Genomic DNA, 15,872 nt, shown 5'->3' on the forward strand with positions numbered 1-15,872 from the left:
TAGAACATAACAAGAACAAGGTGACGGCGAGTCGTGTGGCAGATGGCCCTTCCATCGGCGCCGACGAGCTTCTCGCACTGCTCCCTCCGGGCGCGGCGCGCGGGCTCGTGCGGCCAGCATCCGACCTTTCCCCCGGGGAAGGCGCGGCGCGCGCGGGCGCGCATATCCCGCTGCCCCGCACGCCCACGCTCAGCGAGATCTTCCCGACCCATGCGCGCGATGCGGGCTGGACCCGCCTGCTGCTGGCCAGCGCCACCCCCGATCGTCCGCTCCTGTGGGTACAGGAGCGGATGGCCATCCTCGAGGCCGGACGCTTGCATCCCCCCGGCCTCGGGGACCTGGGCCGCCCCGACCGGCTCATCCACGTGTGCGCGCGCGATACCCGCGCGCTCCTGTGGACGATGGAGGAGGGATTGCGATGCACGGGCCTAGCGGGCGTGGTCGGCGAGGCATGGGGGGAGCCGCCCGCGCTCGACTTTACCGCCACCCGCCGGCTGGCCCTCGCCGCCGAGGCGCACGGGCAGCCCTGCTGGCTCGTCCGGCTGGGGGCGAGGCAGGCCGACCTGTCGGGGGCGCGCTGGCGCTGGCGGGTCGAGAGCCGCCCGTCCGAGCCCAACCGTTACGATGCGAAGGCCCCGGGACGCTCGCGCCTGGCGCTCGAGCTGTTCCGCGCGCGCGGGGTGCCCCCGGGCCGGTGGGAGTGGGTCGATGCTGAAGGTTCGCAAGCGCACGCTGGCCATCTGGCTCCCGCGCCTGTCGATCGAGCGCTGGCGCAAGATCGCGCACGCGCATGGCGAGACGCCTCCTGAGGACGCGCGCATCCTCCTCACCCGCGAGGGGCCGCACGGGCGCCTCGTCCATGCGGTCTGCGACAATGCCGCGCTGGTGGGGCTGCGCGCGGGCATGCGGCTCACCGACGCCCGCGCGCTCGACCCGCAGGCGACCGTCATCGCCTGCGACCTCATCGGCGACGACAAGCTCATGGCGCGGCTCGCGCGCTGGGCGCGGCGCTGGTCGCCGCTCGTCGAACGCGATGGCGAGGACGGGCTGCGGCTCGATGCCAGCGGGGTCGCGCACCTGTTCGGCGGCGAGCGCGCGCTGCTCGACGACATCGAGGCGCGCTTCGCCGCGCTCGGGCTGAGCGCGCGCACCGCGATCGCCGATACCCCGCTCGCGGCATGGGCGCTTTGCCATTATGCCGGCGCGGGATCGGGGAGGGGCGAGCTTTCGGGCTCGGCACAGGCCCCTCCCCGTACCGCCCTCGAACGCAAGCTGGCGAGCGGCCAGCTGGCCGCCCTGCTCGCCCCGCTCCCGGTCGCCGCGCTGCGGCTCCCCCCCGCGGTCGTGCGCACGCTGCACCGGCTCGGGCTCAAGACCATCGCCGGCCTCTCGGGGATCGAGCGGCGCAGCCTCGCGCGGCGCTTCCGCAGCGCCGACAATCCGCTCGATGCGCTCGACCGCGCGCTGGGGCGGATCGCCGAACCGCTCAGCGCCGAAGCCGACGCCCCGCCGCCGAGCGCGCGGCTCCGGCTCAAGGAACCGGTCGACGACCCCGCCGCCGCCCGGCAGGCGCTCGACCTGCTGGTCCCCGAGCTCGCGCGCCAGCTCGAGGCGCGCCGGCTCGGCGCGCGGACCGTCGAACTGGCGGGCTATCGCGTCGACGGTTCGGTCGCCAGCATCGCCGCCTCGACCGCGCTCGCCACCCGCGAGGCGGACCATCTGTCGCGGCTGCTGGCCGAGCGCACCGAGCGGCTCGACCCCGAGTTCGGCTTCGACGCCTTCGCGCTGACCGCGAGCTGGGCCGAGCCGCTCGATCCCGCGCAGGATGCCCTCGACGGCGACGAGGCCTCGGGGGTCGCCGTCGGGCGCCTCGTCGACCGCATCGCCACGCGGCTCGGGGCGCAGGCGGTTGCCCGCCCGCGCCGCCAGCCGAGCCACATGCCCGAGCGCGCGGCGGCCTGGGCCCCCGCGCTCGCCACCGTCGCCGAGGACCCGGACCCGCCGCCGCAGGCGCCGCGCCCCGAGCGCCTCCTCGACAGCCCCGAGGCGATCGGCGTGCTCTACGCCACCCCCGAGGGGCTGCCGCGCCGTTTCGTCTGGCGCCGCGCGGTCCACGACATCGTCAAGGTCGAGGGCCCCGAGCGGATCGCCCCCGAATGGTGGCGCGAATACCGGCCCGCGCGGCTGCGCGACTATTATCGCGTCGAGGACCAGGCCGGGCGCGGCTACTGGATCTTCCGCGAGGGGCTGTTCGGCGATGGGCGCGGCGGCGACCCCGTCTGGTACATCCACGGGCTGTTCGGTTGAGCCATGCCCGACGCCAGCCACACCCCCGCCCGGCGCAAGCTCGTGCGCGACGACGCCGACCCCCCGCCGCGGCTGCCGCGCGCGCGCTTCGTCGAGCTGGGCGTCACCACCCCCTTCTCCTTCCTGCGCGGCGCGTCGGACGCAATCGAGCTGGTGCTGGCCGCGCTCGAGAAGGGCATGGATGCGATCGGGGTCGCCGACCGCGACACGCTCGCGGGGGTGGTGCGCGTGCACAGCGCCGCCAGGGCCGCGGGGGTGCGCCCGCTGATCGGGTGCCGGCTGTGCCCGGTCGATGCCCCCGAGCTGCTCGCCTATCCGCGCAACCGCGAAGGCTATGCCAACCTCTCGAGCCTGCTCAGCATGGGCAAGATGCGCTGCGAGAAGGGCGCGTGCGACCTCCTCCTCAGCGAGATCGCGGCGCGCGGCGCCGATATCGCCCTCATCGCGGTGCCGGGCGAGGACCTCGACCATTTCGCCGCCGCGCTCCCCGCGCTCGCCGCCGCGCTGCCCGGCATGCGCCATGTCGCGGCCAGCCACCTCTATCGCGGCGATGACGCGGCGCGGATCGAACGGCTCGACCGCCTCGCGCGGGCGCACGGCCTGTCGATCCTCGCCACCAACGATGTCCATTACCACGCCCCCGAGAAGCGCCCGCTGCAGGACGTGATGACCTGCATCCGCGAGAAGGTGACGCTCGAGACCGCGGGCTGGCGGCTCCACGCCAATGCCGAGCGGCACCTCAAGGGGCCGGGCGAGATGGCGGCGCTGTTCGAGCGCTGGCCCCATGCCATCCGCGCGACCCGCGACTTCGCCGACGCCATCGACTTTTCCCTCGACGAGTTGCGCTACGAATATCCCGAAGAAACCTGCCCCGGCGGGCGCACCCCGCAGCAGCAGCTCGAGCACCTGACCTGGGCCGGGGCCAGCCGCCGCTGGCCCGAGGGGGTGCCGAGCGCCATCATCGCCCAGCTCAAGAAGGAGCTCGCGCTCATCGAGAAGCTCGATTTCGCGCGCTACTTCCTCACCGTTCACGACATCGTCGCCTACGCGCGCAGCCTCTCGCCCCCGATCCTGTGCCAGGGACGCGGCTCGGCCGCCAATAGCGCGGTCTGCTATTGCCTCGGCATCACCGCGGTCGATCCCTCGACCACCGACCTGTTGTTCGAGCGCTTCATCTCCGAGGAGCGCAAGGAGCCGCCCGATATCGACGTCGATTTCGAGCATGAGCGGCGCGAGGAGGTGATCCAGCACATCTACGCCAAATATGGGCGCGAGCGCGCGGGGATCGCCGCGACCGTGATCCATTATCGCCCGCGCATGGCGATCCGCGAGGTCGGCAAGGTGATGGGCTGGTCGGAGGATGTGTGCGCGGCGATCGCGAGCACCTTCTGGGGGTCGATGGAAAGCGAGATGCGCGAGGAGCGGGTCGCCGAGGCAGGGCTCGACCTGTCGGACCCGCATCTGAAGCGCACCGTCATGCTCGCCGAGCAATTGATCGGCATGCCGCGCCACCTCAGCCAGCATGTCGGCGGCTTCATCCTCACCCAGCGCCCGCTGACCGAGACGGTGCCGATCGGCAATGGCGCGATGCAGGGTCGCACCTTCATCGAATGGGACAAGGACGACATCGAGGAGCTCGGCATCCTCAAGATCGACGTGCTCGCACTCGGCATGCTGACCTGCTGCCGCAAGGCGTTCGACCTCATCGAGGCGCACCATGGCGAGAAATGGGACCTCGCCACGCTCCCCAAGGAGGAGCCCGGGGTCTACGACATGTTGTGCGAGGGCGACAGCCTCGGCGTCTTCCAGGTCGAGAGCCGCGCGCAGATGAACATGCTCCCGCGGCTTCGCCCGCGCGAATTCTACGACCTCGTCATCGAGGTGGCGATCGTGCGCCCCGGCCCGATCCAGGGCGACATGGTCCACCCTTTCTTGAAGCGGCGGCAGGGCAAGGAGCCGGTGGTCTACCCCTGCCCCGATCCCGACCACGGCCCGCCCGACGAGCTCGAGCGCATCCTGCGGCGCACGCTGGGCGTGCCGGTGTTCCAGGAGCAGGCGATGAAGATCGCGCTCGACGCCGCCAAATTCTCTTCCGCCGAGGCCAACCAGCTCCGCAAGGCAATGGCCACCTTCCGGTCGAGGGGCACCATCGACCTGTTGCAGGACAAGATGGTCGGGCGGATGGTGGAGCGCGGCTACGACCCCGAATTCGCGGAGCGCTGCTTCCACCAGATCCGCGGCTTCGGGGAATATGGCTTTCCCGAGAGCCACGCCGCGAGCTTCGCGCTGCTCGTCTACGTGTCGAGCTGGCTCAAGTGGCGCTACCCCGCCGCCTTCGCCGCCGCGCTGCTCAATAGCCAGCCGATGGGGTTCTACGCCCCCGCGCAGATCGTCCGCGACGCGCGCGAACATGGGGTCGAGGTGCGCCCCGTCGACGTCAACCACAGCCATTGGGACTGCACCCTCGAGCCCACCGATCACGCGCCGACCGCGCAGCGCCGCTCATGGGGCTCGACCGCGCTCCCGACCGGCGACTGGACCCCCGACAGCCTGCCCCCGCCCAGCCCCCGCATGGCGCTCCGGCTCGGCTTGCGGCAGGTCGACGGGCTGCGACTGGACGATGCCACCCGCATCGTCGCGGCGCGCGCGGGCACGCCGTACCGCAGCGTCGAGGACATGAAGAAGCGCGCGGGGATCTCGGTCGCGGGGGTCGAGAAACTGGCCGAGGCCGATGCCTTCCGCTCGATCAAGCTCGACCGCCGCGCCGCGCTGTGGGACGCCAAGGCCTTGAAGGGGGCGCCCGCGCTACCGCTGTTCGAGGCGGCGCAAGCGCGCGACGAAGGCTGGGAGGTCGAACAGGTGCGGCTGCCCGCCATGGCGCTGTCCGAACAGGTGGTGACCGACTACCAGACCATGCGGCTGAGCCTCAAGGCGCATCCGATGCAGTTCCTGCGCCAGCATTATGCGGCGATGGGCTGCGTCACCGCGGGCGAGTTGCGCGACATGCGCTACGGGCGGCGGGTCAGCCTTGCCGGGCTCGTCCTCATCCGCCAGCGCCCGGGCAGCGCCAAGGGGGTGTGCTTCACCACCATCGAGGACGAAACCGGTGTCGCCAACCTCGTCGTCTGGCCCGATGCCTTCGAGGCCTATCGCCCGATCGTCATGGGCGCGCGGTTGTTGAAGGTGACCGGCATCGTCCAGCATGACGATGCCGTCGTCCACGTCATCGCCGCGCATCTCGAGGACGACACCGCGCTGCTGCAGCACCTGTCCGACGACATGCTGGTCGCCGCGCCGGGGCGCGGCGATGGCGGCGGGGCGATGCGCCCGCGCACCACCGGGATCCACCCGCGCAATGTCGACTGCATCCCCAAGGGACGCAATTTCCGCTGATCAGTCGGTGCGGCTCGGCGTCCCTGCGCTGACCGATCACCCGCCCTCGAACAACGCCCCCGCGAGCACCGCGGCCTGCAGCGCCGCCATCTCGTCGGCCCAGTAGCGATCGCTCTCGAGATAGGCCGAATGCTCGCGCACCTTGGCGTGGAGCGCCTGCAGCCTGGGGCTGGTCCTGAGCGGGGCATGATAGTCGACCCCCTGCGCGCCCGCGATCAGCTCGACCGCGACGACGCCCGCGACATTGTCGGCGATCTGCCCCGCCTTGCGCGCGGCGATCGGCGCCATCGAGACATGGTCCTCCTGCCCCGCCGAGGTGGGGATCGAATCCACGCTCGCGGGATGCGCGAGCGCCTTGTTCTCGCTGACCAGCGCGGCCGCCGTGACCTGCGGGATCATCAGCCCCGAATTGACCCCGCCGTCGTCGATCAGGAAGGCGGGCAGCCCGCTCATCTTGGGGTCGACCAGCACGCTGGTGCGGCGTTCGGACAGGCTGCCCACCTCGCATAGCGCCATCGCCAGCATGTCGGCGGCGAAGGCGACCGGCTGCGCGTGGAAGTTGCCCCCCGAGATCGCCTCGTCGGCCTCTTCGTCTTCGGCGCCGAACAATACCGGGTTGTCGGTCACCGCATTGGCCTCGATCTCGAGCATCGCCGCCACCTTGCCGATGAGGTCGAGGCTGGCGCCCATCACCTGCGGCTGGCAGCGGAAGCTGTAGGGATCCTGCACCTTGCCGCAGCGATGGTGGCTGTCGACGATCTCGCTGCCCGCGAGCCAGTCGCGCAGGCGACGCGCCACCTCGACCTGGCTGGCGTGCCCGCGCAATTCGCTGATCCGCGCATCGAAGGGCTTCACGCTGCCCTTCAGCGCGTCGACCGACAGCGCGCCCGCCGCGATCGCCGCATCGAACACCCGCTCGGCCTTGAACAAGGCGTCGAGCGCGATCGCGGTCGAGGCCTGCGTGCCGTTGATCATCGCCAGCCCCTCCTTCGGCCCGAGCGTGACCGGCTCCATGCCGATCCTCGCCAGTGCCTCGCGCGCGGGCAGGCGCTCGCCCCCGAGGTCGATCCACCCCTCGCCGAGCATGGCCGCGGTCATGTGCGCGAGCGGGGCGAGGTCGCCGCTCGCGCCCACGCTGCCCTGGCTCGGCACTTCGGGAATGGCATCGGCATCGACCAGCGCCTGCAGCGCCTCGACCAGCTCGACCCGCACCCCGGAGGCGCCGCGTCCGAGCCCGACCAGCTTGAGGAGCATCATCAGCCGGGTGACGTGACGCGGCAGCGGGGCGCCGAGACCGCAGCTGTGCGACAGGATCAGGTTGCGCTGCAGTTCGGCCAGCCGCGCCTGCGGGATCTTCTCGCTCGCGAGCAGCCCGAAGCCGGTGTTCACGCCATAGACGGTCTCGCCGCCGGCGACGATGCGGCTGACCACCGCGTGGCTGTCGGCGATCGCGGCGCGCGCGTCATCGGACAATCGCGCCGCCTCGCCGCGCCACAGGTCGCGCAGCTGGTCGAGGCTCACCTTGCCGGGGTCGAGGATCATTTCCCGTCCTCCAGCATCGGCAGGTCGAGCCCCTGCTCGCGGGCACAGTCGATGGCGATGTCGTAGCCTGCGTCAGCATGGCGCATGACGCCGGTGCCGGGGTCGTTCCACAGCACGCGTTCGAGCCGCCGCGCCGCATCCTCGGTCCCGTCGGCGACGATCACCACGCCCGAATGCTGCGAATAGCCCATCCCGACCCCGCCGCCATGGTGCAGGCTGACCCAGGTCGCACCGCCCGCGGTGTTGAGGAGCGCGTTGAGCAGCGGCCAGTCGGACACCGCGTCCGACCCGTCGCGCATGCTTTCGGTTTCGCGGTTGGGGCTGGCGACCGAGCCCGAATCGAGATGGTCGCGGCCAATCACGATCGGCGCATTCAGCTCGCCGCTCTTCACCATCTCGTTGAAGGCGAGCCCGAGCCGGTGGCGCTGGCCGAGCCCGACCCAGCAGATCCGCGCGGGCAGCCCCTGGAAGGCGATCCGCTCGGCCGCCATGTCGAGCCAGCGATGCAGGTGCGGATCGTCGGGGATCAGCTCCTTCACCTTGGCATCGGTCCTCGCGATGTCCTCGGGGTCGCCCGACAGCGCGGCCCAGCGGAACGGCCCGACGCCGCGGCAGAACAGCGGGCGGACATAGGCTGGGACGAAGCCGGGGAAGTCGAAGGCACTCTCGACCCCCTCGTCGAAGGCCTCCTGGCGGATGTTGTTGCCATAGTCGAAGGTGGGGATGCCTTGTTCGTGGAAGGCGAGCATGGCGCGGACATGCACCGCCATCGACCGTCGTGCCTCGGCGGCGACGCGCGCGGGGTCGCTCTCGCGCATCTTCATCCACTGGTCGACGCTCCAGCCGGCGGGGCAATAGCCGTTGGCGGGATCGTGCGCGCTGGTCTGGTCGGTCACCGCGTCGGGGCGGATGCCCTTGGCCACCATCTGCGGCAGGATCTCGGCGGCGTTGCCGAGCACGCCGACGCTGGTGGGCCGGTCGGCTTTGCCGATGATCTCGAGCGCTTCCTCGATCGAGTGCGCCTTGTGATCGAGGTAGCGCGTCTCGAGCCGCTTCTCGATCCGGCTTTCCTGGCACTCGATGGCGATGCAATGTGCCCCCGCCATGACCGCCGCGAGCGGCTGCGCCCCGCCCATCCCGCCGAGGCCCGCGGTGAGGATCCACTTGCCCGCAAGGTCGCCGCCGAAATGCTGGCGGCCCATCTCGGCGAAGGTCTCGTAGGTGCCCTGCACGATCCCCTGGCTGCCGATGTAGATCCAGCTGCCCGCGGTCATCTGGCCGTACATCATGAGCCCCTTGGCATCGAGCGCGTTGAAATGCTCCCAGGTCGCCCATTTGGGCACGAGGTTGGAATTGGCGATGAGGACGCGCGGGGCATCCTTGTGGGTGGGGAAGACGCCGACCGGCTTGCCCGACTGGACGAGCAGCGTCTGGTCCTCCTCGAGCCGCTCGAGCGTCTCGACGATCTTGTCGTAACAGTCCCAGTTGCGCGCGGCGCGGCCGATGCCGCCATAGACGACCAGCGCCTCGGGTGCCTCGGCGACCGCGGGGTCGAGGTTGTTCTGGAGCATCCGCACCGCCGCCTCGGTGGTCCAGTGCTTGGCCACCCTCTCGGGGCCGGTACGGGCGTGGATGACGCGAGCATTGTCGCGGCGCGGGTCGGTCATGCTAGTTCCTCATCGTTGTTCGCCCGCCACGAAGCGGCGGGACGGACCGGGCAGGCCGATCCAATAGGCAAGTTCGTCGATCTCGTTGATGTCCCACGCGCACAGGTCGGCGCGCTGCCCGGGAGCGATCCGCCCCCGGTCGTCGAGGCCGAGCGCGGCCGCGGCGTGGACCGTCATCCCCGCCAGCGCTTCCCCCGGGCTTAGCCCGAACAGCGTGGCGGCCATGTTCATGACGAGCGGCAGCGACAGCGTGGGCGAGGTGCCGGGGTTGCAGTCGGTGGCGATCGCGATGCGCACCCCCGCCTCGCGCAGCAGCGCGACGGGCGGCAGGTGCGTCTCGCGCAGGCAGTAGAAGGCGGCGGGCAGCAGCACCGCCACCGTCCCCGCCGCGGCCATCGCGCGTGCGCCGTCGGCGTCGAGATGCTCGAGATGGTCGGCCGACAGCGCCTTGAAGCGCGAGGCCATGGCGGCGCCGTTCGAATTGGACAGCTGTTCGGCGTGCAGCCGCACGGGCAGCCCCGCGCGCGCGGCGGCGGCGAACACCTGCTCGACCTCCTCGGCGGTGAAGGCGATGCGCTCGCAAAAGGCATCGACGCTGCGCGCGAGGCCCGCCTCAGCGATGCGCGGGGTGGTCTCGCGCGCGACCTGCTCGACATAGGCGGCGCGGTCGGCGCCGGGCGGCAGTGCATGCAGCGCGAGGAAGGTCGGGACCACGCTGACTCCGGCGTGCCCGTCGAGCGCGCGCGCGACGCGCAGCATCTTCACCTCGGTGTCGGCATCGAGCCCGTAGCCCGACTTCACCTCCACCGTGGTGGCGCCGCTGGCGGCGAGCGCGTCGAGGCGGCGGCGCGCCGCGGCCAGCAGCTGCTCCTCGCTCGCCGCGCGCGTCGCGCGCACGGTGGAGACGATCCCGCCCCCCGCCGCCGCGATCTCCTCGTAGCTGGCGCCCGCGCGGCGCATGGCATGTTCGTGCGCGCGGGTGCCGCCGAAGACGAGATGGGTGTGGCAGTCGATCAGCCCCGGGGTCAGCCAGCCGCCGCCAAGGTCGATGATCTCGGCGCCCGCGGCGTCGATCTCGCCGCGCCGGCCGACCGCGACGATGCAGCCATCGGACAGCCGCACGGCGCCGTCGTCGATCCGCCCCAGCGGGTCGTCCCCGCGCGGCTGCATGGTGGCGATTCCACCGCCTTGGACAATCACTTCCCCCATGGGGCTGGCGATGCGCGCTCGGGCTGCTATTCGTCAAGCCATGAGCTGGCCCAATCTGTCCGACCTGGTCGTCGCCGCCGATGCCGAGGCGCCCGTCGGGCTGGTCGGGGTGCCGCTCGGGATCGGCTCGGTCACGCCGGGCCGCTGCGATCTCGCGCCGCAGGCGCTGCGCAAGGTGCTGCGGCGGATCGGGCGGTATGACATCGACACCCGCAGCGAGCTTGGCACGACCATCGCCGATCATGGCGACGTCGCGCTCGAGGGCGAGACGATCGAGGAGGTCAGCGGCGCGATGGTCGAGGCGATCGCCACCAGCGTCGATGCGCACGCGCTGAGCCTCGTCGTCGGCGGCAACAATGCGGTGACGCGCCCCGCCGTCCACGCGCTCGGGCTGCCGCTCGAGAAGGTCGGGCTGGTCACGCTCGATGCCCATTTCGACATGCGCGGCACGGAGGACGGACTGCGCAACGGCAACCCCGTGCGCGCGCTGCTCGAGGACGGGTTGCCCGGCGCCAACGTGGCGCAGGTCGGGCTCATGCCCTTCGCCAATTCCAAGGTCATGCACGAGGATGCGCTGGCCGCCGGCAACCGGGTCATCACGCTGGCGGAAACGCAGGAGATGGGCGTGCTCGCGGCCGTGTCGGCGGCGCTGGCGCATGTGTCGCATTGCGCGGCGATCGTGGTCGACTGCGACATCGACGTGATCGACCGCGCGCAATTCCCAGGCGCCCCGGGTGCCCGGCCCGGGGGCATGCCGGCGCGCGATTTCTTCGCCGCCGTGCGCCGCCTCGCTGCCGAGCCCCGCGTGCGAATCATCGACCTCGTCGAATGGGACCCGCTGCTCGATGCCAGCGACCTGTCGAGCCTCGTCGCGGGGCGCTGGATGGCCGAGGCGCTCGCGGGCTTCGAGGCGCGCTAGTCGCGCCGCCCTGCGGGTGGCGGGGCCGCCGGCCAGCCGCAAAAAAAGGCCGGGGCGATCGACCCCGGCCTTCCTTTTGCAGGCGGTGGAGCGTCGGCGTTAGTGGCCGACACCCGGCGGGGGTTCGTGCGCGACCGCGCCCTCTTCCTCGCCGATCTTCTTGATCTTCTTGAGCTCGTGCGTGGGCCCGGCGTCCTTCTCGCCCTTGGCGAGCTTGAAGACCACGCCCGAGAGCAGCGCCAGCGCGAGCAGGTTGGGCAGCGCCATCGTCGCGTTGGAGATGTCGCCCATGCGCCAGACGAGCTCGAGGTCCTGGCTCGCACCGACGTAGATGACGACGCACCACAGCAGTCGCCAGACGAGGTGCAGCGCCTTCTCGCCCTTCACGCTCGCGCCGGGGACGCGGTCGTAGATGAAGGTGATCGCGCGCTCGCCATAATAGCTCCACGTCAGCAGCGTGGTGAAGACGAACAGGATCAGCGCGAGGCTGACGATGAAGGTCCCGATCGGGATGCCGAGCACCGGCAGCGGGAAGGCGGCGCCATAGGCGGCCGAGGTCATCTCGAAACCGTTGAGCCCCGACTGCCACGCATGCGCCACCGCTTCGCCCTCGTAGGTGAAGTCGCCGCGCACGGTGAGGATCACCAGCGCGGTCATGGTGCAGATGACGATCGTGTCGATGAAGGTGCCGAGCATCGCCATGCGGCCCTGCTGCTGCGGATCGTTGGTCTGCGCGACCGCGTGCGCGATCGGGGTCGACCCCTGCCCCGCCTCGTTCGAGAAGAGGCCGCGCGCGGCGCCCGCCCGGATGGCGATGATGATCATCGCCCCGAGGAAGCCGCCCGAGGCCGCCTGCGGGTTGAAGGCGCCGTGGAAGATCAGCCCGAAGGTCGCCGGCAGGTCCTCGATGTTGAGGATCAGCGCGAGGATCGCGAGCAGGATGTAGGCGACCGCCATCACCGGCACAATCTTCTCGGCCACCGAACCGATCGACTTGATGCCGCCGATGATGACGAGGAACACCGCGATCGCGACGAGCAGCCCCGAGACCCACTCCTCGAAGCCGAACAGTTCACCGAAGCTGTCGGCGATCGAGTTGGCCTGGATCGAGTTGCCCGTGACCACCGCGCTGAACAGCGTGCCGATGCAGAAGAGGATGGCGAGCCAGGTCCATTTCTTGCCCAGCCCCATCATGATGTAGGTCATCGGGCCGCCGCGATAGACGCCGATCGCGGCCTTTTCGCGATAGCGGATGGCGAGGCTGCCCTCGGCGAAGGCGAGCGCCATGCCGATGATCGCGGTGATCCACATCCAGAAGATCGCCCCCGGGCCGCCCAGCGTGATCGCGGTGGCAACGCCGGCAAGGTTGCCCGTGCCGACCTGCCCCGACAGGGCGGTGGAGAGCGCCGCGAAGGGGGAGATTTCCCCGTCGCCCGCGCTCTTGCGCCCCGCGAACAGCCCCTTGAAGGCGCTGCCGAGCTTGCGGATCGGATAGAATTTGAGCCCGATCATGATGTAGAGCCCGATGCCGAACAGCACGAGCACCATCGGCGGCAGCGGGATGACCTGCTCGCCATTCCAGGCGCCGCCCCAGATGAAATCGGAAATATTGGTCACGCGATCGATCAGCGAGACCTCTTGTGTTGCAGCCATGAAGACGCCCTCCCCGAGCGCGATGATGTTGGTCGTTCGGTGGCAGACGATAGCGGCGCGAAAGGCACTGGCAAGCGGCATGTCGGCCACAGTGCCGCTGGTCGATGGCGTTCGCCGCCTCATCGAAGACCCGCGATGATGACCTCAGCCTGTCACATTTCGCGCCGAACCGGTGACCAGGGACATAACGGAAGATGGAGGCTGAAATGCAGTTCCAACGCTTGTTTGCCCTCGTCGTCGCGAGCGGCGCCACCCTGACCCTCGTGGCCGCCGCGACCGGCATGGCCTGAGGCCCAATGCAGCAGCGCCCCCGACCAGGGCGGTCGGGGGCGCTGCCGTGCGGGTGGGAAAAGGCCCCGCGCCGGGGCACGGGCTCAGCCGTGATATTGCCGGTAGCGAAGGTCGAAGCGGTCGGCGTCCATGACCTTGGTCCACGCAGCCACGAAGTCCCTCACGAACTTTTCCTCATTGCCCGTCTCGGCATAGACCTCGGCGACCGCGCGAAGCTGCGAGTTGGAGCCGAACACGAGGTCGGTGCGCGTGGCGCGCCACTTTTCCTCGCCCGACTGGCGGCACTTGCCGACGAATTCCTCGTCGCCGCTCTCGTCGACCACCTCCCAGACGGTCCCCATCTCGAGGAGGTTGACGAACCAGTCGTTCGACAGCGTGCCGGGACGGTCGGTGAAGACCCCGATCTTGTCGCCATGCCTGGCATGGTGGCTGACCGCGCCGAGCACGCGCAGGCCGCCGACCAGCACGGTCATCTCGGGGATCGACAGCCCGAGATTCTCGGCGCGATCGATCAGCATGTCCTCGGTCTTCACCTGCGCCTTGGTCTTGAGATAGTTGCGAAAACCGTCGGCGAAGGGTTCGAGGGGCTCGAAGCTCTCGACGTCGGTCTGCTCCTGGCTGGCATCGCCGCGCCCGGTGGTGACGTCGACACTGACGTCGAAGCCGCCGTCCTTGGCCGCCTTCTCGATCGCCGCCGCGCCCGCGAGCACGATTGCATCGGCCATCGACAGGCTGCCGCGATGCTGGTCGATGGTCGATAGCACCTTCGACAGTTCCTCGGGGTCGTTGACCGCCCAGTCCTTCTGCGGTTCGAGCCGCAGCCGCGCCCCATTGGCGCCGCCGCGATGATCCGACTTGCGATAGGTCGAGGCCGAGGCCCAGGCCGCCTTGACCAATTCGCTCACCGACAGGCCGGCATCGAGAATCTTGTCCTTGAACGCCGACACGTCGCCCTCCGAGGGGGTCGAACCGGGGGGCACCGGATCCTGCCAGATGAGGTCCTGGTCGGGCACCTCGGGGCCGAGGTAGCGGACCTTGGGTCCCATGTCGCGGTGGGTCAGCTTGAACCACGCGCGCGCGAAGGCATCGTCGAGCGCCGCCTGGTCGTCGCGGAAGCGCTCCGAAATCTTGCGATAATCGGGGTCGCGCTTCAGCGCCATGTCCGCCGTCGTCATCATCGTCGGCACCTTCTTCGAGGGATCGCGCGCGTCGGGCGCCATGTCCTCGGGGTCGGGGTCGATCGGCTGCCACTGGTTGGCGCCCGCGGGGGACTGGACCAGCTCATAGTCATATTTGAACAGCAGCCGGAAATAGTCGTTGCCCCACTCAGTCGGGTTGGGCGTCCACGCGCCCTCGATCCCGCTGGTGGTGATATGCCCCTTGCCGATCTCCTCGGGATCGGTGAGCCAACCGAAGCCCATGCGATGGAGATGTTCGCCCTCGGGCGCGCCCGAGAAGGTGTCGATCGGCTTGGCGCCATGCGCCTTGCCGAAGGCGTGCCCGCCCGCGGTGAGCGCGACCGTCTCCTCGTCGTTCATCGCCATCCGGCTGAAGGTCTCGCGCATGTCGCGCGCCATCCCCTCGGCGTCGTGCGGATTGCCGCCCGGGCCTTCGGGATTGACGTAGATGAGCCCCATCTGGATCGCCGCGAGCGGGTTCTCGAGCGCCTTGCCCTCGTCGGGGATGATACGCGTCTCGGCGCCTTCATCGACCCATTTCTCTTCCGAACCCCAATAGACCATCTCGGGTTCGAACACGTCGGCACGCCCGCCGCCGAAGCCGAAGACGGGGCCGCCCATGCTCTCGATCGCGACGTTGCCGGTGAGCACGAACAGGTCGGCCCAGCTGATGCGATTGCCGTATTTCTGCTTGATCGGCCACAACAGCCGCCGCGCCTTGTCGAGGTTGCCGTTGTCGGGCCACGAGTTCAACGGCGCGAAGCGCTGCTGGCCGCTCGAGGCGCCGCCGCGCCCGTCACCCGTGCGATAGGTCCCCGCCGCGTGCCACGCCATGCGGATGAAGAAGGGGCCGTAATGCCCATAGTCGGCCGGCCACCACTCCTGGCTGTCGGTCATCAGCGCGGTAAGGTCGTCCTTGAGCGCCTGGTAGTCGAGCTCGAGGAAGGCCTTCTGATAGTCGAAATCCTCGCCCAGCGGGTTGGCGCTCTTGCCCCCGGTGGTGAGGATCTCGAGGTCGAGCTGGTCGGGCCACCAGTCCTTGTTCTGGCGGCCGAGGAGCGAGCGGATCCCGCCGTCTCCATGGAAGGGGCAGCCGCCCCCCGTCGTTCCGGTCTTGGCGTCCATCGATGATTCCCCTTCTGGCTGTTTCGACTCGGTATACGTTGCCGCCATAGGGTGCGCCTCGCGGCAGCTTCCGTCCAATCAACAACATTGGTCAGTTCAATCGAGGATTTCGATGGAACCTGCCGAGTTAATCGGCTGGGTCAGTCGGTGGCGAAGATGCGATCGCGGCTGGCGAAGGCCTTGAACTCGAGCGCGTTGCCCGCCGGATCGCGCACGAACATCGTCCGCTGCTCGCCCGGCTGGCCGGCAAACCGCGTGCGCGGTTCGATGATGAAGTCGGCGCCGCCCTCGCGCAGCCGCCGCGCCAGCGCCTCGAAGCCGTCGAAGTCGAGCACCACCCCGAAATGGAAGATCGGCACCGCGTCGCCATCGACCGCGTTGGTGCTCGCCGCCCGCTCGTGCGCCGGATCGAGATGCGCCACGACCTGGTGCCCGAACAGGTCGAAATCGACCCAGTCCTCGCTCGACCGCCCCTCGCGGCACCCGAGCAGCCCGCCGTAGAAGCCGCGCGTGGCCTCGAGATCGTCGACGGGGAAGGCGAGGTGGAAGGGCGGCATCTCGGTCATCGCCCCTGCCTAGCGCGCAAAC

General features: G+C 70.1%; 10 protein-coding genes. 4 read left to right on the forward strand and 6 right to left on the reverse strand.

Features of this window, described 5'->3' with window-relative positions:
• Positions 1-35 precede the first annotated feature (35 nt).
• The 3 genes from L8951_RS04370 to L8951_RS04380 are packed head-to-tail and all read left to right on the forward strand — an operon-like array spanning position 36 to position 5,700.
• A complete protein-coding gene (locus L8951_RS04370; RefSeq protein WP_244381794.1) occupies positions 36-809 on the forward strand; it encodes an ImuA family protein in 774 nt (257 codons plus the stop codon).
• A complete protein-coding gene (locus tag L8951_RS04375) occupies positions 709-2,307 on the forward strand; it encodes a DNA polymerase Y family protein (RefSeq protein WP_244381795.1) in 1,599 nt (532 codons plus the stop codon). Before L8951_RS04370 ends, L8951_RS04375 begins: the two co-directional genes overlap by 101 nt.
• A 3-nt stretch (positions 2,308-2,310) precedes the next feature.
• Complete coding sequence (locus tag L8951_RS04380) at positions 2,311-5,700, forward strand: error-prone DNA polymerase (protein WP_244381796.1); 3,390 nt, start codon at positions 2,311-2,313, stop codon at positions 5,698-5,700.
• A gap of 36 nt (positions 5,701-5,736) precedes the next feature.
• Here L8951_RS04380 and hutH read toward each other — a convergent pair whose 3' ends face one another.
• Genes hutH through hutI form a run of 3 tightly spaced genes read right to left on the reverse strand, consistent with a single transcriptional unit; the run spans position 5,737 to position 10,079 of the window.
• Positions 5,737-7,242 carry a histidine ammonia-lyase gene (gene hutH / locus L8951_RS04385; protein WP_244381797.1) on the reverse strand — a complete coding sequence of 502 codons (1,506 nt, stop codon included), beginning with the start codon at positions 7,240-7,242 and terminating at the stop codon, positions 5,737-5,739.
• Entirely contained in the window at positions 7,239-8,909 is a 1,671-nt protein-coding gene (gene hutU / locus L8951_RS04390; protein WP_244381798.1) for a urocanate hydratase, read from the reverse strand. The genes hutH and hutU overlap by 4 nt, the downstream gene beginning before the upstream one ends.
• A 9-nt stretch (positions 8,910-8,918) precedes the next feature.
• A complete protein-coding gene (gene hutI / locus L8951_RS04395; RefSeq protein ID WP_244381799.1) occupies positions 8,919-10,079 on the reverse strand; it encodes an imidazolonepropionase in 1,161 nt (386 codons plus the stop codon).
• A 79-nt stretch (positions 10,080-10,158) separates the two neighbouring features.
• On the opposite strand from hutI, the gene L8951_RS04400 reads away from it, so the two are divergent.
• Positions 10,159-11,037 carry an arginase family protein gene (locus L8951_RS04400; RefSeq protein ID WP_244381800.1) on the forward strand — a complete coding sequence of 293 codons (879 nt, stop codon included), beginning with the start codon at positions 10,159-10,161 and terminating at the stop codon, positions 11,035-11,037.
• Positions 11,038-11,136: 99 nt separating this feature from the next.
• On the opposite strand, the gene L8951_RS04405 is transcribed toward L8951_RS04400, so the two are convergent.
• From L8951_RS04405 to L8951_RS04415, 3 genes are all read right to left on the reverse strand, one after another.
• The gene (locus tag L8951_RS04405; RefSeq protein WP_322597130.1) at positions 11,137-12,690 is read right to left on the reverse strand and encodes an alanine/glycine:cation symporter family protein; all 1,554 of its coding nucleotides are present in this window, start codon (positions 12,688-12,690) and stop codon (positions 11,137-11,139) included.
• Between the two features lie 374 nt (positions 12,691-13,064).
• The gene (gene katG, locus L8951_RS04410; RefSeq protein WP_244381802.1) at positions 13,065-15,284 is read right to left on the reverse strand and encodes a catalase/peroxidase HPI; all 2,220 of its coding nucleotides are present in this window, start codon (positions 15,282-15,284) and stop codon (positions 13,065-13,067) included.
• 140 nt (positions 15,285-15,424) lie between these two features.
• A complete protein-coding gene (locus L8951_RS04415; RefSeq protein ID WP_244381803.1) occupies positions 15,425-15,850 on the reverse strand; it encodes a VOC family protein in 426 nt (141 codons plus the stop codon).
• Positions 15,851-15,872 lie beyond the last annotated feature (22 nt).

The organism is Sphingomicrobium astaxanthinifaciens, assembly GCF_022865105.1.
Classification (GTDB): Bacteria; Pseudomonadota; Alphaproteobacteria; order Sphingomonadales; family Sphingomonadaceae; genus Sphingomicrobium; species Sphingomicrobium astaxanthinifaciens.